Below are 16349 nucleotides of genomic sequence, written 5' to 3'. Positions count from 1 at the left end.
GTAGTATAGATGAATAACCAAAAAAGCCTTTAAAATGAAAATTTTAAAGGCTTTTTGAATAAAAATTATATATTAATTATCCTAAAAATGGATATCTGTAATCTGTAGGAGTTACAAAAGTTTCTTTTACCATTCTTGGTGATACCCAACGTAATAAGTTTTGAGCAGAACCAGCTTTGTCATTGGTTCCTGATGCTCTTGCACCACCAAAAGGTTGTTGACCAACAACAGCTCCTGTAGGTTTGTCATTGATATAGAAGTTACCTGCGCTATTTTGTAAGGCTTTAGTAGCTTCATCAATAGCATATCTGTCTGTTGATAGAATAGCACCTGTTAATGCATATTCGCTAGTTTCGTCAACTAATTTTAAAGTTTCAGAATATTGGTTTTCATCATATACATAAATTGTAATTACAGGACCAAATAATTCTGTACACATAGTTGTGTATTTTGGGTTTGTAGTCACTATAACTGTTGGTTCAATAAAATACCCTTTAGACTTATCATAGTTTCCACCTACAATAATTTCAGCGTCTGCATCAGCTTTTGCACCATCAATATACTTTGCTAATTTATCAAACGAGCCTTCGTGAATAACAGCTGTAATAAAGTTACTCATATCTTCTGGAGAACCCATTTTAAATGATTTAACATCTTCTATTACAAAGTTTTTAACGTCTTCCCAAAGGTTTGAAGGAATATAAGCTCTAGATGCTGCACTACATTTTTGTCCTTGAAATTCAAAAGCACCACGAACAATAGCAGTTGCTACTTGTTTAGCATTTGCAGATTTGTGGGCAACGATAAAATCTTTTCCTCCAGTTTCACCTACAATTCTTGGATAGGTTTTGTAGTTGTGAATGTTGTTTCCTATTTGTTTCCAAAGGTCTTTAAAAACGTGTGTAGAACCTGTAAAGTGTAACCCAGAAAAATCAGGACTAGCCATTACTGTATCAGTAATCATAACAGGATCTCCAAACACAACGTTGATAACGCCATCAGGAACACCAGCTTCTCTAAATACATCCATGATAACTTTTGCAGAGTAAATTTGGCTGTCACTTGGTTTCCAAACAACAACATTTCCCATTAAAGCCATACAAGCTGGTAAGTTTCCAGCAATAGCTGTAAAGTTAAATGGTGTTACTGCGTAAGTGAATCCTTCTAACGGACGATATTCAATACGGTTCCAAGCATCGCTTGTGCTTTCTGGTTGGTCCATGTAAATGTCAGTCATAAACTGAACATTAAAACGTAAGAAATCTATAAGCTCACAAGCCGAATCAATTTCTGCTTGATGAATTGTTTTAGATTGCGCTATCATTGTAGCAGCATTTATTTTAGCTCTGTAAGGACCTGCGATTAATTCAGCAGCTTTTAAAAAGATACCAGCACGGTGTTCCCAAGGTAGTTGAGACCACGTTTTTCTTGCTTCAAGTGCAGTTGCTATAGCTTCTTCTACGTGAGATTTTTCAGCTAAATGATACGTTCCCACAATATGTTGATGATCATGAGGAGGCGACATAGTTCTAGTGTTACCTGTTTCAATATCTTTTCCGTTGATATATAAAGGCACATCCACTTTACTGTTGAACATCTCTTTGTATGCGTTTAAAACAGCATCTCTTTCTGGAGAACCAGGTGCATAAGATTTTACAGGCTCATTGACTGCAATCGGTACATTAAAGAATCCTTTTCCCATGAGTTTATTTTATTTAAATAGTTATTATAATTTTATGGCAAAGGTATGATTTTTTGACTATTCAAAAGATTGAACATTAATAAATTCACGTTAAAAAAGTTTCTCTTTTTTTTGTAAGTTGCTAACTCATTTGCTGACTATAAGTTTTATGTGTACTGTGACTATAATCCCTAAAGGGAATAACGATTTTATTTTAACCTCTAATAGAGACGAAGCACCTAATAGAAAAACGATAGATCCTGATTTTTATTTAGAAAATGACACCATGTTATTGTATCCTAAAGATAGCTTAGCAGGAGGAACATGGGTTGGTGTTAGTGAGAAAAACCGTTTGATTTGTTTGCTTAACGGAGGTTTTACATTGCATAAACGTCAAGAAAACTACAGATTAAGCAGAGGAGTTGTTGTAAAAGATTTGTTGATATCAAATGATGTTATGCAATCTATAAGCGCCTATAATTTAGATCAAGTTGAGCCTTTTACTATAGTTGTGGTTGATTGGAATTCGCAATTAAAGTTTTATGAATTAGTTTGGGATGGCGAAAAGAAGCATGTTTCAGAACTGCCTTTAAAACCTAGATTATGGTCGTCTTCTACCTTGTATAACGAATCGATGAAAGAGGAGCGAAAATTGTGGTTTGAGGATTTCAAAGAAAATGCTGATTTTACAGCGGAAAGTATACTTCATTTTCATAAAACTACGCACAATGAAAATAAAGTTTATGGGTTGGTTATGGATAGAGACTTTGTAAAAACAACAAGTATAACACAAATAACAAAAACTTCTGATAAGGTTGAAATGCGCTTTGAGAACTTACAAAAGAACGAAGTGATAACGTCAACGTTTCTATTTTCTGAATGTGCTCATGACTAATACCGGAATTATCTTAACATTAGCTTACCCTGAAACCATAGTGCTTCATGCCGAAGAATGGTATTCTCCGCTTTTAAAATATGTTGGAATAGGTAATAAAACACATGTAAGAGCGGGACATGCAGCTTTGGTTTTAATTGAAAAGTCAACCGGGATATTAGAGTATCATGATTTTGGTCGTTATATAACGCCCGAACCTAATGGTCGTGTAAGAGGTAAAGACACAGATTGCGAATTAGACTTTCCTATTGTTGCTGATATTGAAAATGATGCTGTTTTAAACCTAAAGGACATTCTTAAATTTTTAGCTACACATCCTAAACTAACGCATGGAGATGGTACGTTGTATGCTTCGGTTTGTAGTCAGGTTGATTATAAAAAAGCCAGATCTCATATCAATAAAATGCAAAATCTACATTTTATTCGTTATGCTGCTTTTATTAAAGAAGCTTGTAATTGTGCGCGATTTGTGACTGATGTGCTAATTGCGAGTATCACTAATAAATCAATTAAAAAGAAATTGATAAGTTCTCAATGGTTTACACCAAGTACAATAGGAAATGTTGTGCTTTCTAAAACTGTTGGAGATGTGTTTTTGGTTTCAGAAACTGGGGAGATTTCAAAGTTTAAATCTACAATAGGTAAAGAAAATAGACGTTTGTTTTTAGATAGACTGAAAAATTATAGTCCTAGTGTAATAGGGACATTAGAGCCTAAACAAAATGCTGAAAAAGAAGATCATGCGCAATGGTTGCCTGGTATTGCGGCAGGAGCTTGGTTTGAGTTAACAGCGCTTAATAAAAAAGATTTCAGATATAGACGTATTTCTCCTTATGGAAATGTTGATGTTGACGCAACTTATCAAGTAAGTAGTGAGGATTTTGACTATTCACAGCCGTATACTTTTGAGCACTATTCAAACTGTAAGTTTTTTCATGTAAAACAGCGTGATCAGCTTTTTAGATTTGATAGAAAACCTTAATTAAGAGCAAAAGGAGCACTTAACTTAAATGATGGAATGGCAACCTTAAATTTCTTTGTGGTTGTGAAGTTTACCATGCTGTAGTAGCCTTGCATGGCTCCAAAAGGTGATGTTAGTAAGCAGCCAGAAGTGTATGTGTGAGATTCTCCCGGTTTTAAAACAGGTTTTTTCCCTATAACGCCTTCACCAGAAACAATTTCAACATTGTTTAATGCATCTTTTATTGTCCAGTGTCGGGCATTAAGCTGAACAGAATCTTTACTCTGATTTTCAATAGTTACTTTATAGCCATAAGCAAACTGTATTTTATAATTTTTATAAAAAGTGCCTTCAAAGGTTGTTTCAACCGATATTTTTATGCCTTTAGTAACTTGTTGAACCATATTTTTTTAGTAGCTCATAATATTTGAGTTATGCTAAATTAATAAAATAAAAGATATTACTGAAAAATCCTGTAATTACTCGATTAAATAACGCTTTAGTTAGATATGTCAACGGATGAAGCTTCGCCAATACCAATTAATTTATCATACCTAGCACCTAGCTCTCTGTAGTAAACAAGTACCTTATAGTTGTTTTCTGTTTGGTAAAAATTTCCACCAATAGCGCCTTCGTCAATATTATTATCTTTATCTACAACAACATATTTGTAACTATAAAAACCTTGTTTTAATAGTAATTCTGTAAAATATGCTCCTGATGCATTATCATAAGTCATTTTATTACTGTCTTCAAGGGCATAATTATTAAAGTTACCGTAAACGTAAATAGACTTTCCATCGGTCATTTTTGGAGCTAATAAAGAAAAGTGAATCCATGCATAATCGGCTTCAATATCTGGATTATCAGCATCAATAGCGGTGATTAAAAAGTTTCCGTTTATGTCTGGATTGTATGTGTAAGGTTTGTTGGCTCGTACTGTGTTTGTAAAAAGATAGTTGTGATAGAGATCTTTTAATTCTATGGATTGAATACCTGTGTTTGCAGCTCTAATATCTTTGTTTTCAAAAAACAAATATTCGTTTCCAGCCCAAAAACTTGATTCGTTTGTGTATTTGTAAATTAACTCATTACCAATAGTGTATTGAGGTTTTAAATCTGTGATAGCGGTATTAAGATTGTTGTTTTGTATTATGACTGTTTTTACATTTTGCAGAGGGTTGTTAAAGCGAATTCCTGTAGCGTTTACAACAATATCAACACTTTGTTTACTTTCAATAAACTTTACATTTCTAGAGCGTTTTATGTTAACACCAACACTTGCGCCATTTTCATAAACCATAAATTTTCTTGAAAAAACAAGTTCATCATAATCATTAAACACTTTTATCATGTAATTCCCTGAAACTTTTAGAGAACGCGTACGGTCATTTGGAATAGTAAGTTTGTAATGCGAGTAAATTTGAAATGTATTGAATGAGTTTTCGTAATTGCGTATGCGTTGATTATCAAAGCCTACCATAAATTCTGCGCGAGCTAATGGAGAAGGCGTCCAGTCAAAATTATAATGTTCTATCTTGTAGTAATAATTATCTTCTTCACCGTTTAATGCATCAAATTCTAAAGAGATATATTCTCCAAGTCTTAAAACGGGTAATTGACTTTCTTGAGTGTTACTTCCTTTAAAAATAATGGTTTTAATGTGGTCTGGCGGATTTAATTCTGCTTCTTGAGAAAAGTTAAATAAAGGAATTAGGATAACTGCGAATAGAATTCTAATAGATAAACTCATTTAGTGCTGATATTAGTTTTGTAAAGATAAACAAAATTTATGCCTAACCGAATCGCATTATTTAGAATAAATATAAATAAATAACATAAGGCATTTTAAAAAACAATTTTTGGTATTTACTTTGTAAATTTGCACGGATTTTTAGACAACTAATTTCAATTTTATACATATGTCAAACGACATTAAGATTAAAAAAGGTCTGGACATAAACCTTAAAGGTGCTGCTGAAAAAACGACGGAAAACGCCATTATCAGCAACTACTGCACTATTAGTCCAGAAGATTTTCATAGTATTACTCCTAAACTTATAGCAAAAGAAGGCGCTAAAGTAAAAGCAGGCGAAACTGTATTTTATGATAAAGCCAATGAGGCTATTAAGTTTGTTTCTCCAGTTTCTGGTGAAGTGATCGAGGTAGTACGAGGTGCAAAACGTAGAATTTTAGATATTAAAATTCAAGCAGATAAAGAACAGTCTTATCAGGATAACGGTAAGTTTGATGTAGCTTCAGCTGATGCTGATGCTGTAAAGTCTCACTTATTAGCATCAGGATGTTGGCCGTTTGTAAAACAGCGTCCGTATGATGTTGTTGCAAACCCTAATAAATCTCCAAAAGCGATTTTTATTTCTGGTTATGCATCAGCGCCATTAGCAGCAGATTATGATTATGTGTTGCAGGGTAAAGAGGCTGAGTTACAAGCAGCAGTTTCTGCTTTAGGAAAATTAACCGAAGGTTCAGTGCATGTGTCTGTAGGTAAGGGTTCCAATTCACCGTTAGCAGGATTATCTGGAGTAACAATTCATAAGGTTTCAGGACCGCATCCGTCAGGAAATGTAGGAACACAAATCAATAAAATAGATCCAATAAATAAAGGAGAAGTTGTTTGGACAGTGAACCCACAAGATCTTGTAATAATAGGAGAATTGCTTTTAACAGGTAAATTTAACGCTGAACGTGTTGTAGCTTTAGTTGGATCATCTGTAAAAAAGCCTAGATACTTTAAAACCAAAATAGGTAGCGAAGTAGCAACAATGGTTTATGATAACGGTGTTGATAAAGATGGAAATGATCGTATTATTTCTGGAAATGTATTAACAGGAAAACAAATTAAACCAGATGGAGCTTTAGATTATTATAGCAATACAATTACGGTAATTCCAGAAGGTGATGATTATGAGTTTTTTGGATGGAATAAACCTATTTTTAATAAGATTTCTACTTCAAGAGCCATGACGTTCTCTTGGTTAAATCCAAAGAAAAAATACGATTTAAATACAAATACAAATGGTGAGCATCGTGCTTTTGTTGTAACAGGAAGCTACGAAGAAGTTTTTCCATTAGATATATATCCAATGCAAATTCTTAAAGCATGTATGTATCAAGATTTAGATGAAATGGAAGCTTTAGGAATGTACGAAGTTGCACCTGAAGATTTCGCTTTAACCGAGTTTATTTGTGTGTCTAAACAACCACATCAAAAAATTATAAGAGAAGGTTTAGACTTAATGCTTAAAGAGATAGGATAATGGGCTTAAAAAGTAATTTACATAACTTAAAAGAAAAGTATAAAGGCACCAAAATGGCGCCAGCGTTTAATGCGCTACATACATTTTTATACCTGCCAAACGAAACAACTCACAATGGAACGCATATTAAAGCGGCTGATGATTTAAAGCGTACAATGAATACGGTAATTATGGCGCTAGTTCCTTGTTTAATATTTGGAATGTTTAATGCCGGTTATCAGCATTTTGCAGCAATAGGATCACCAGTAGAATTCTTATCATGGGATGCTTTTTATATTGGTTTAATTAAAGTATTACCATTGGTAATTGTATCGTACGGAGTTGGTCTAGCAATAGAATTTATTTTTGCAGTAATAAAAGGGCATGAAGTAGAAGAAGGTTACCTTGTAACAGGAATGCTTGTACCGCTTATAGTGCCTGTAGATATTCCGTTATGGATGCTAGCAGTAGCAGTAATTTTTGGTGTAGTTATAGGAAAAGAAGTATTTGGTGGTACAGGAATGAATATTCTTAACCCAGCACTTACTATACGCGCATTTTTATTCTTTGCATATCCAACTTGGATGTCAGGAGATAAAGTATGGGTTCATGGAGCTGTAGAGCGCGCTCAAGAAATTGCTGGCGGAGCTAATGTAGATGCTATATCAGGAGAAACAATTCTAGGAAGTTTAGCACAAGGTCATGAAGCAGGTTATTCTATAGCTGATATGTTTTACGGTTTTATACCGGGATCTGTAGGAGAAACATCTACACTTTTAATCTTATTAGGAGGTTTATTCTTAATCTTCGCTAAAATAGGAAGCTGGAGAATTATGCTGTCATCTGTATTAGGTGCACTAGTAATGGGCTTAATATTTAACGGTGTTGTTGACGCTGGTTGGATTACAGAAAGTAGCAAGTTTTACGGATTAATGAGCACAGAGTTTTGGCACCATTTATTAATTGGTGGATTTGCCTTTGGTACTGTGTTTATGGCAACAGACCCAGTTACCGCTTCACAAACTAATAAAGGAAAATGGATTTACGGATTTTTAGTAGGGTTTATTTCTATTTTAATTCGTGTATTCAACCCAGCATATCCAGAAGGAGTTATGTTAGCAATTCTGTTAATGAATGTATTTGCTCCAACTATTGACCATTATGTGGTACAAGGAAATGTGAAAAAGAGAAAAAAACGTTTAAAAGTAAAAACAGCTTAAAAAATGAGCAATAAAACAGATAGCAACGTATATACCATATTGTTTGCCATAGGAATGGTGATTGTAGTTGGTGCTTTATTAGCTTTTACAGCAGCATCACTTAAGCCTACAATTACTAAAAACGTAGAGTTAGAAAAACAACAAAACATCCTATACGCAATGGGTGTTAATGAAAACGATGAGAGTAGTGCAAACTTTGTTTCTACAGATGTTGCTCCAAAATTGTTTAACGAATACATAACAAAACAAATCGTTATACAAGATGGTCAAATTACAGAAGACGACCAAGCTTACTTAATTGATATTAAAAAAGCAAAAGCAAACGCTAAAGGAAACCCATCAAAAAGAAAGTTACCTTTATTTATTGGCGAAAAAGACGGCCAAACATATTACATAGCTCCAATAAGAGGAAAAGGACTTTGGGATGCTGTTTGGGCTTACATTGCCATGGATAAGGATATGGTAATACAAGGCGCTTATTTTGATCACAAAGGAGAAACACCAGGTTTAGGAGCAAATATTAAAGAGCGTTTCTTTATGGATGATTTTATAGGGGAACATTTACTAGATAGTAATGGAAACTTTAAAGGCGTTGCTATTACTAAAAGCAATGCAGATCCTACCAATAAAGATAAGACAGATAACGAGGTTGATGCTATTGCAGGTGCAACAATTACAGGTGATGGAGTGGCTGCTATGATAAAAAGTGATTTATCATTGTATGTGCCTTATTTTAAAAACTTAAAAAAATAATCTTATGGGATTACTTTCAAAAAAAGACGCAAAATTAATAACAGACCCGTTAGCAGATAACAACCCAATTACTATTCAGGTATTAGGTATTTGTTCGGCATTAGCTATTACAGCACAATTAAAGGCATCTATCGTAATGTCTTTGTCAGTGTTATTTGTAATGGGAGCAGGAAACGTAGTAATATCATTAATACGTAACATAATCCCATCAAAGATTAGAATTATTGTTCAGCTTACAGTTGTTGCAGCATTGGTAATTATTGTAGATCAAGTATTGAAAGCTTATGCTTACTCTTTAAGTAAAGAACTTTCTGTATTTATTGGGTTAATTATTACTAACTGTATTATTATGGGACGATTTGAAGCATTTGCTTTAGGAAACGGACCATGGAGATCATTTTTAGATGGTATAGGTAATGCTTTAGGATATGCTGTTATTCTTGTTATTGTTGGTTTCTTTAGAGAACTTTTAGGTTCTGGTACTTTACTAGGATTTAAAGTATTAGGAGACCCAATAGAAAAAACAGGATTATATGCTATTGGATATGAAAATAACGGGTTCATGTTATTATCACCCATGGCCTTAATAGTAGTTGGAATCATTATTTGGGTACAACGTAGTAGAAACAAAGATTTAATTGAAGACTAAAATTGACTTGTTGTTCTGAATTACTTCAGGATTTCATCAAAATATAGAATATGGAACATTTAGAATTATTTTTCAAATCAATTTTTATAGATAACATGGTATTTGCCACGTTCTTAGGGATGTGTTCTTACCTAGCTGTATCTAAAAAAGTAAGCACAGCAGTTGGTCTTGGTGCAGCTGTAATATTTGTACTAGCTGTAACTGTACCTGTAAACTGGTTATTAGATCAGTATATTTTACAACCAGGAGCATTAACTTGGTTAGGTGCAGAATATGCAGATTACGACTTAAGCTTTCTTTCTTTTATAATGTTTATTGCTACAATTGCTACCATGGTACAATTAGTAGAGATTGTGGTTGAGAAGTTTTCTCCATCACTTTATAACTCATTAGGAATTTTCTTACCTCTTATTGCTGTAAACTGTGCAATTTTAGGAGGTTCTCTTTTCATGCAGTCTAGAGAAATTGAAACAATAGGTTTAGCTTTTAACTACGGAATATCTTCTGGTATTGGTTGGTTTTTAGCAATTTTAGCCATTGCTGCAATTAGAGAAAAAATACGTTATTCAAATGTACCTGCACCTTTAAGAGGTTTAGGAATTACATTTATCATTACAGGTTTAATGGCCATTGGATTTATGAGTTTTGGTGGTATGCTAACTGGTGGAGATGAAGAAGAAGCTAAAGAAGATAAAACGGCACAAGTAGAAGCTCCTGTAAAAGAGGAAACAAAAAAAGAGATAGCTAACAACACAAAAGTAGTAGAGTAACATGATCGTATTAGTAGCAGGTACATTAGGTACAATTTTAGCAACTGTAGCAGCTTTTTTAGTAGTAACACTATTACTAGTAAGTTTGTTACTATTTGTAAAACAAAAATTATCTCCATCAGGTCCAGTTAAAATAAAAATTAACGGAGAGAAAGAAATAGAGGTAGCTTCAGGTGGTACATTGTTATCAACTTTAGGTAACCAAAAAATATTTTTACCATCAGCTTGTGGTGGTGGAGGAACGTGTATTCAATGTGAGTGTCACGTATTATCTGGAGGAGGTGAAGCGCTTCCAACAGAAACACCTCACTTTACACGTAAAGAGTTAGCACACGGAGCGCGTTTATCTTGTCAGGTAAAAGTAAAGCAAGACATGGAAATTACCATTCCAGAAGAAGTGTTTGGTATTAAGAAATGGGAAGCAGAAGTAGTTCGTAACTACAACGTAGCTTCATTCATTAAAGAATTTGTAGTGCGTATCCCTGAAGATATGAACTATAAAGCAGGTGGATATATTCAAATAGAGATCCCTCCTTGTGAAGTAAAATATGCTGATATAGATATTACAGCACATCCAGAAGAGCATGAAACACCAGATAAGTTTCAAGCAGAATGGGATAAATTTGGTCTTTGGCCATTAGTAATGAAAAATGATGAAACAGTAGAAAGAGCTTACTCTATGGCTTCTTACCCTGCTGAAGGACGTGATATTATGCTTAACGTTCGTATTGCTACGCCGCCATGGGATCGTAACAAAAATGGTTGGATGGATGTAAATCCAGGTGTAGCTTCATCTTATATATTTAATCAGAAACCAGGTGATAAAGTAACTATTTCTGGACCTTACGGAGAGTTTTTTATTAATGAGTCTGAAGCAGAAATGCTATATGTTGGTGGTGGAGCAGGTATGGCGCCAATGCGTTCTCACTTATATCACTTATTCAAAACATTAAAAACAGGACGTAAAGTAACATACTGGTACGGTGGTCGTTCAAAACGTGAATTATTCTATTTAGAACATTTCCGTGCTTTAGAAAGAGATTTCCCTAACTTTAAGTTCTATTTAGCATTATCTGAACCATTAGAGGAAGATAATTGGAAAGTAAAAGAAAGTATTGATGCACCAGGAGATGGGTTTGTAGGGTTTATTCACAATTGTGTTATAGATAACTACTTAAATCTACATGATGCACCAGAAGATATAGAACTATATTTCTGTGGACCTCCATTAATGAACAAAGCCGTTCAAAAAATGGGTGAAGACTTTGGAATTCCAGATGAGAACATCCGATTTGATGACTTTGGAGGATAGTAATTATTCAGAATTCAATAATAAAAAAACCAGCATTAATGCTGGTTTTTTTATTTGTATTCCATTATTAAAAATACAGCTGTGCTATCTCCAACATTTAAAACCTTATGTGTCGTGAGACTATCTTTTTTAAAGCTATATCCGGAAGGAACATTTACTTCGCGAGTGCCTTTGTAATCTGTAATTCTGAATTTACTCCCTTTTATGGTGTAACCAAAATGCGGATTATGATAATGTTTTTCATGTCCTACACCAGGAGGAAAAGTGCATTTCAGTATCCTTAATTTTGAGTTGTTTTCAACAACTTTACAAACAGCCTTTCCTTTCCAACCAGCTTCTAATGGATCAGGCAAATTTTTATGATTCACCTTACATGAAATTAATAAAGCAGGCACAAAGAGTAACGTAAAAGCAATGTGTTTCATATCTTAATATATAGGTAAATAAATAGATGTTGTTACAATATAAGCATATGATGTAAACTTACTACATGTTCTGTTTTTTTACAATTCAAAACGCATGAGGTTTAAACAGCAAGTTTGTATCTTTGCGGTATGAGTAAACCACTAACAAAGCAAGAACTTCATAACTTGGCAATGAACCATGTTGGTAAAGATTTAGAAAAGCGTGGGTTTGAATTTGTGGCCATAAATAGTAAGTTAAAAAAGCATCCACAGTTTGTTTGCATAGACAAAAATAGTCAGTATTATTTTGTCATTGTAAGAGCTGTTATGTTACCTGATAATCCTAATAATTATGATGTTGTTTGGATGGAAACCTTTAAAAAACATGCTAGAGAAAAAGACGCTAAAGTCTTATATGCGGGTGTTGGTTTAAGCAACCCAAATGGTGAGGATTTACCTATTTATTTAAACGAAGATTACCTAATGGAGTACAATGGTATTCAGGTTATTGAAACTAATTTAAACTAAATGAGAAAAGCTTTATATCTACTTATACTTTTATTGGTGTTTTCATGTAGCAAGGAAGTAGAAAACATCAATATTTCAGGTTCGGTTTTTGGAACATCATATGCTGTAAAATATTACTCAAAAAATGGCAGTAATTATCAGAAACAATTTGATAGTTTGTTTGCAGCTATAAATAAATCGATGTCTACATATATACCAGATTCAGATATTTCTAAAATAAATAAAAATGAATCTGTAAGTGTAGACCAACATTTTATAACTGTTTTCAATAAAGCTAAAGAAATTTATAATGCTACAGAAGGTGTTTTTGATCCCACAATTGGCGCAGTGGTTAACGCTTGGGATTTTGGCCCTGAAGGAAATATTGAGTCATTAGATAGCCTTAAAATTGATGCCTTAATGAAGTCTGTTGGTTTTAACAAAGTAACAAGAGACTCGCATATTATCAATAAAGAATATCCAAAAACATTTTTAGATTTTAATGCTATAGCAAAAGGTTACGGAGTGGATGTTATTGGTGAGTTTTTAGAAAGCCAGAATATTTCCAGCTATATTGTAGATATTGGAGGTGAAATTAGAACTAAAGGTGTTAATAAGGCCAAAAATCAGCCTTGGCGTGTTGGTGTTGAAAAGCCCCATTTTGATGGGTCGCAATCCATTTTAAAAGCCATAGAATTAAAAGATAAAGCCATGGCGACTTCCGGAACATATAGAAAGTTTAAAATTGATGAAAATGGCAATAGATATGCTCATATTATTGATACAAAAACAGGTTATCCATCTAAAACTAATGTGTTAAGTGTGTCAGTTATTGCAAAAGATTGTATGACTGCTGATGCTTATGCAACAGCTTTTCAAGCTATGGGAATTGAGGGTGTAAAAGACTTTCTTCAATCACATCCTGAATTAAAAGCATTTTTAATTTTTGAAAATGAAAAACAAGAGTTTGAGACTTTAAGTCTTAATGGTTTTCCAGAATAAGTTATAATTTCTATTTTAGAAGTCCATAAAGCCTTTTTGGAAATTCACTAATATTTAAAATGGCTTAAATCACTAATATTGATTATTACAATTTAAGTTATAAGTCATTTTTTTTAGTTTATCATACTGTCACTCCATGATCAAAAACACTATTATCTTTATTTTTTTATGTTTCAATTTTAGTTTTTTTTGTTATTCTCAACAAAAAGAAATAGATAGTATAGAAACTGTATTGTCTAAAATTAAAATTGATAGTTTATACTTTAAAGAAGTAGGCCAAGTAGCAAAACAATTTAGAAGAGGTAACGTAGATGTTTACAATTATTTCTCTAAAAAATATTTAAGCTTGTCTAAATTAATGCCTGATAGTGAAGAAAAAGCAGATGCTATTAGAGAAAGGGGAATTTACTACACAAACACAAATCAATTAGATTCTGCAAAATTTTATTGTAATAAAGCTTTAAAAGTTTATCAAGCTATAAATGATGAATATGGTGTATGCATTACTAGAAATTCTTTAGCTATAATCTATAACAGTAAGGGAGACTATGTTAATGCAATTAGTAATTTTAAAGGCGTTATATCATATCTCGAAACCAAAGGAGATAAAATGAAGCCTAGCGTTTTAAACACTAAAATGAATATTGGAGGACTTTATGGAGATATGGAAGACCATAAAACAGCAAACCAATATTTTTTAGATGTTTACAATGATTCGATGACAAAACGAGATTCAAGCCTATTAAGCAGTATTTGTATCAATCTATGTGTGAATTACAAAAAACTAAACGAGCTTGATAAAGCTATTGCTTTTGGTTTAGAAGCCGAAAACATTGAGAAAAGACCTAGAAGTTTAGCTAATTTATATCAGAGTTTAGCTTCTGCATATGATAAAAATAAAGAATTCAAAAAATCTTACGCTTATTACTTAAAAGAATTAACTATTCGGGAAAAATTAAAGGACAGTTTAGGTATTTATACTACAAAACACAATATAGCTTATCTACTATTAGATTTGAGAGAATACGATCAAGCCGAACATTATTTTTTAAGTTCTAATGAATTTTTTATTAAGCATAATGAACTAAATAGAATCAAACAAAGTTACCTTGGTCTAAGTGATATAAATATTGCAAAGAAGAATTATAAAAAAGCTTTAGATTATTATAAAAACAGTATTAAGGTAAAGGACACCTTGTTAAGTGAAGAGAAACAAAAAGCTATAACAGATTTAGAGGTTAAATATGAAACCGAAAAAACTAGACGAGAAAAAGATATTGCCGAAAAGCAACTTCAAATCTCAACTTTAGAAAGCAGTAAAAATCGAAATTTATTTATTGGCTCATCTATTATAGCAGCTCTAATTTTGGTGTCAGCATTAATTTATTACAGCCGATTCAAAGCTAAAAAGCAAGCCGAAATAGTCACGTTAGAATTAAAAGAAACACAAAAGCGATTAGCGTTAGAAAAGCAATATAAAGATAGTGAACTTAAAGCGTTAAAAGCACAAATGAATCCGCATTTTATATTCAATGCATTAAACTCAATTCAGGATTATATTGTGTTAAATCAAAAGCATTTAGCAAGCGATTATTTAGGCAAGTTTGCCGATTTAATTCGTAATTACCTTCATTTTAGCGATACAGGATTTATTTCAATTCCAGAAGAAGTTCACAACCTAAAACTTTATTTGGAGTTAGAAAAACTGCGGTTTGAAGATGCTTTAGATTATCAAGTAACTATTGATGATAAAGCAAATTCCGAAGCCATCAAAATACCAACAATGCTTATTCAACCGTATGTGGAAAATGCCTTAAAACACGGATTATTACATAAAAAGGATAACCGACAATTAAGTGTTTCTGTTACCAAACCTTCAGAAAACATAATACAATGTATTGTAGAAGATAATGGTATTGGTAGAGAAAAATCTAAAACTATAAATCAAAAACGTCAATATCAGCATAAATCATTTGCATTAAAAGCAACTACAGAGCGTTTAGATTTGCTCAACTATGGTAAAGAACGAAAAATAGGCGTAGAGATTTTGGACTTAAAATCTGCTAATGAAGCCACAGGAACCAAAGTGATTTTAAACATACCAATAGTAAATAAATAATTATGAAGGCTTTAATTATAGACGACGAGAAAAAAGCAAGACAAGTGCTGCAAATATTGGTAGAAGAAAACTGTCCCAAAATAACCACAATTTTACAAGCCGATAATTTAATATCTGGCGTAGAATTAATCAAGAAAGAAGCACCAAGTATTGTGTTTTTAGATATAGAAATGCCAGAGCATTCTGGATTAGAAATTTTAAATTTTATTGAAAAGGAAGTTCATAATTTTGAGATAATTTTTACTACAGCATACAGTGAGTATGCTATACAAGCCTTTCAATTATCAGCAATAGATTATTTATTAAAACCAGTAAGAGCAAGTCAGGTTAAGGATGCAGTAGATAAAGCCATTAAATTTTTAGGCAATTCGCAAATCAATAAACGTTTAACAGAATTAAAAAGCAGCTTAGAAGAAGCTAATTTTAAAAAGATAGGATTACCAAATAGCAACGGAATAAAATTTGTGAACTTTACTGATATCATTATGCTTGAAGCAGATGGCATGTATACCAATGTTACTACAAAATCAGAAGGTAATATTTTAGTAAGCAAACCTTTAAAATTCTTTGTAGACTTACTTCAAAATATAAAAATGTTTTATCGTCCGCATCGTTCATTTTTAATCAATCTAGCATTTATAAAAGAATATATTAAAAAAGATGGCGGTTATATTGTAATGGAAAATGATAAAACGGTCTCAATTTCTAACGATAAGAAAGATGAATTTTTAACCATAGTTCAAAACATATAGCTTTAAAAGCTGAAAAGCTGATTTTAGAAGTTTGCCACTAAACACAAAGATGTTTAGTGGCATTTTT

General features: G+C 32.7%; 16 protein-coding genes. 12 read left to right on the top strand and 4 right to left on the bottom strand.

Going from position 1 to position 16349, the window contains the following annotated elements; translation table 11 throughout:
- Nucleotides 1–76 precede the first annotated feature (76 nt).
- The gene (gene pruA / locus ABD690_RS00755; RefSeq protein ID WP_344726039.1) at nt 77–1702 is read right to left on the bottom strand and encodes an L-glutamate gamma-semialdehyde dehydrogenase; all 1626 of its coding nucleotides are present in this window, start codon (nt 1700–1702) and stop codon (nt 77–79) included.
- A gap of 148 nt (nt 1703–1850) precedes the next feature.
- On the opposite strand from pruA, the gene ABD690_RS00750 reads away from it, so the two are divergent.
- A complete protein-coding gene (locus ABD690_RS00750; protein ID WP_344726037.1) occupies nt 1851–2576 on the top strand; it encodes an NRDE family protein in 726 nt (241 codons plus the stop codon).
- On the top strand, nt 2569–3558 hold the full coding sequence (locus tag ABD690_RS00745) for a DUF6695 family protein (protein WP_344726035.1): 990 nt from the start codon (nt 2569–2571) through the stop codon (nt 3556–3558). Before ABD690_RS00750 ends, ABD690_RS00745 begins: the two co-directional genes overlap by 8 nt.
- Here ABD690_RS00745 and apaG read toward each other — a convergent pair.
- Nucleotides 3555–3941, bottom strand: a complete 387-nt coding sequence (apaG, locus tag ABD690_RS00740) for a Co2+/Mg2+ efflux protein ApaG (RefSeq protein ID WP_344726033.1) — start codon at nt 3939–3941, stop codon at nt 3555–3557. The genes ABD690_RS00745 and apaG overlap by 4 nt on opposite strands.
- A gap of 95 nt (nt 3942–4036) precedes the next feature.
- The gene (locus tag ABD690_RS00735) at nt 4037–5290 is read right to left on the bottom strand and encodes a type IX secretion system plug protein (RefSeq protein WP_344726031.1); all 1254 of its coding nucleotides are present in this window, start codon (nt 5288–5290) and stop codon (nt 4037–4039) included.
- Nucleotides 5291–5459: 169 nt separating this feature from the next.
- Between ABD690_RS00735 and ABD690_RS00730 the strand changes: the two genes are divergently transcribed.
- From ABD690_RS00730 to nqrF, 6 genes are read left to right on the top strand one after another with little or no spacing between them, the layout of a single operon-like run.
- Nucleotides 5460–6815 (top strand): Na(+)-translocating NADH-quinone reductase subunit A, encoded by a 1356-nt coding sequence (locus ABD690_RS00730; RefSeq protein WP_344726029.1) that lies wholly within the window; start codon nt 5460–5462, stop codon nt 6813–6815.
- A complete protein-coding gene (locus ABD690_RS00725) occupies nt 6815–8014 on the top strand; it encodes an NADH:ubiquinone reductase (Na(+)-transporting) subunit B (RefSeq protein ID WP_344726027.1) in 1200 nt (399 codons plus the stop codon). Before ABD690_RS00730 ends, ABD690_RS00725 begins: the two co-directional genes overlap by 1 nt.
- A gap of 3 nt (nt 8015–8017) precedes the next feature.
- Nucleotides 8018–8767, top strand: coding sequence for a Na(+)-translocating NADH-quinone reductase subunit C (locus ABD690_RS00720; protein ID WP_344726025.1), 750 nt, complete (start codon nt 8018–8020; stop codon nt 8765–8767).
- 4 nt (nt 8768–8771) lie between these two features.
- Nucleotides 8772–9416, top strand: a complete 645-nt coding sequence (locus ABD690_RS00715) for an NADH:ubiquinone reductase (Na(+)-transporting) subunit D (protein ID WP_344726022.1) — start codon at nt 8772–8774, stop codon at nt 9414–9416.
- A gap of 50 nt (nt 9417–9466) precedes the next feature.
- The gene (gene nqrE, locus ABD690_RS00710; RefSeq protein ID WP_344726020.1) at nt 9467–10186 is read left to right on the top strand and encodes an NADH:ubiquinone reductase (Na(+)-transporting) subunit E; all 720 of its coding nucleotides are present in this window, start codon (nt 9467–9469) and stop codon (nt 10184–10186) included.
- 4 nt (nt 10187–10190) lie between these two features.
- Nucleotides 10191–11498 (top strand): NADH:ubiquinone reductase (Na(+)-transporting) subunit F, encoded by a 1308-nt coding sequence (nqrF, locus tag ABD690_RS00705; protein WP_344729263.1) that lies wholly within the window; start codon nt 10191–10193, stop codon nt 11496–11498.
- A gap of 50 nt (nt 11499–11548) precedes the next feature.
- On the opposite strand, the gene ABD690_RS00700 is transcribed toward nqrF, so the two are convergent.
- Entirely contained in the window at nt 11549–11923 is a 375-nt protein-coding gene (locus ABD690_RS00700; RefSeq protein WP_344726018.1) for a cupin domain-containing protein, read from the bottom strand.
- A gap of 129 nt (nt 11924–12052) precedes the next feature.
- Here ABD690_RS00700 and ABD690_RS00695 point away from each other — a divergent pair, with 129 nt between their 5' ends.
- From ABD690_RS00695 to ABD690_RS00680, 4 genes are all read left to right on the top strand, one after another.
- On the top strand, nt 12053–12430 hold the full coding sequence (locus tag ABD690_RS00695) for a Na(+)-translocating NADH-quinone reductase subunit F (RefSeq protein ID WP_344726016.1): 378 nt from the start codon (nt 12053–12055) through the stop codon (nt 12428–12430).
- The gene (locus ABD690_RS00690) at nt 12431–13411 is read left to right on the top strand and encodes an FAD:protein FMN transferase (RefSeq protein WP_344726014.1); all 981 of its coding nucleotides are present in this window, start codon (nt 12431–12433) and stop codon (nt 13409–13411) included.
- A 232-nt stretch (nt 13412–13643) separates the two neighbouring features.
- Nucleotides 13644–15530 carry a tetratricopeptide repeat-containing sensor histidine kinase gene (locus ABD690_RS00685; protein WP_344726012.1) on the top strand — a complete coding sequence of 629 codons (1887 nt, stop codon included), beginning with the start codon at nt 13644–13646 and terminating at the stop codon, nt 15528–15530.
- Nucleotides 15531–15532: 2 nt separating this feature from the next.
- Nucleotides 15533–16282, top strand: coding sequence for a LytR/AlgR family response regulator transcription factor (locus tag ABD690_RS00680; protein WP_344726010.1), 750 nt, complete (start codon nt 15533–15535; stop codon nt 16280–16282).
- Nucleotides 16283–16349 lie beyond the last annotated feature (67 nt).

It is taken from the genome of Corallibacter vietnamensis, assembly GCF_039537875.1.
GTDB lineage: Bacteria > Bacteroidota > Bacteroidia > Flavobacteriales > Flavobacteriaceae > Corallibacter > Corallibacter vietnamensis.
The sequence above is the reverse complement of the archived record's forward strand: the minus strand, read 5'-3'. Positions and strand labels throughout refer to the sequence as shown.

Bases quoted from the DNA above. Each gene is read 5' to 3' on its own strand.
- pruA (WP_344726039.1), bottom strand. From the start codon at position 1,702: ATGGGAAAAGGATTCTTTAATGTACCGATTGCAGTCAATGAGCCTGTA.
- ABD690_RS00750 (WP_344726037.1), top strand. From the start codon at position 1,851: ATGTGTACTGTGACTATAATCCCTAAAGGGAATAACGATTTTATTTTA.
- ABD690_RS00745 (WP_344726035.1), top strand. From the start codon at position 2,569: ATGACTAATACCGGAATTATCTTAACATTAGCTTACCCTGAAACCATA.
- apaG (WP_344726033.1), bottom strand. From the start codon at position 3,941: ATGGTTCAACAAGTTACTAAAGGCATAAAAATATCGGTTGAAACAACC.
- ABD690_RS00735 (WP_344726031.1), bottom strand. From the start codon at position 5,290: ATGAGTTTATCTATTAGAATTCTATTCGCAGTTATCCTAATTCCTTTA.
- ABD690_RS00730 (WP_344726029.1), top strand. From the start codon at position 5,460: ATGTCAAACGACATTAAGATTAAAAAAGGTCTGGACATAAACCTTAAA.
- ABD690_RS00725 (WP_344726027.1), top strand. From the start codon at position 6,815: ATGGGCTTAAAAAGTAATTTACATAACTTAAAAGAAAAGTATAAAGGC.
- ABD690_RS00720 (WP_344726025.1), top strand. From the start codon at position 8,018: ATGAGCAATAAAACAGATAGCAACGTATATACCATATTGTTTGCCATA.
- ABD690_RS00715 (WP_344726022.1), top strand. From the start codon at position 8,772: ATGGGATTACTTTCAAAAAAAGACGCAAAATTAATAACAGACCCGTTA.
- nqrE (WP_344726020.1), top strand. From the start codon at position 9,467: ATGGAACATTTAGAATTATTTTTCAAATCAATTTTTATAGATAACATG.
- ABD690_RS00700 (WP_344726018.1), bottom strand. From the start codon at position 11,923: ATGAAACACATTGCTTTTACGTTACTCTTTGTGCCTGCTTTATTAATT.
- ABD690_RS00695 (WP_344726016.1), top strand. From the start codon at position 12,053: ATGAGTAAACCACTAACAAAGCAAGAACTTCATAACTTGGCAATGAAC.
- ABD690_RS00690 (WP_344726014.1), top strand. From the start codon at position 12,431: ATGAGAAAAGCTTTATATCTACTTATACTTTTATTGGTGTTTTCATGT.
- ABD690_RS00680 (WP_344726010.1), top strand. From the start codon at position 15,533: ATGAAGGCTTTAATTATAGACGACGAGAAAAAAGCAAGACAAGTGCTG.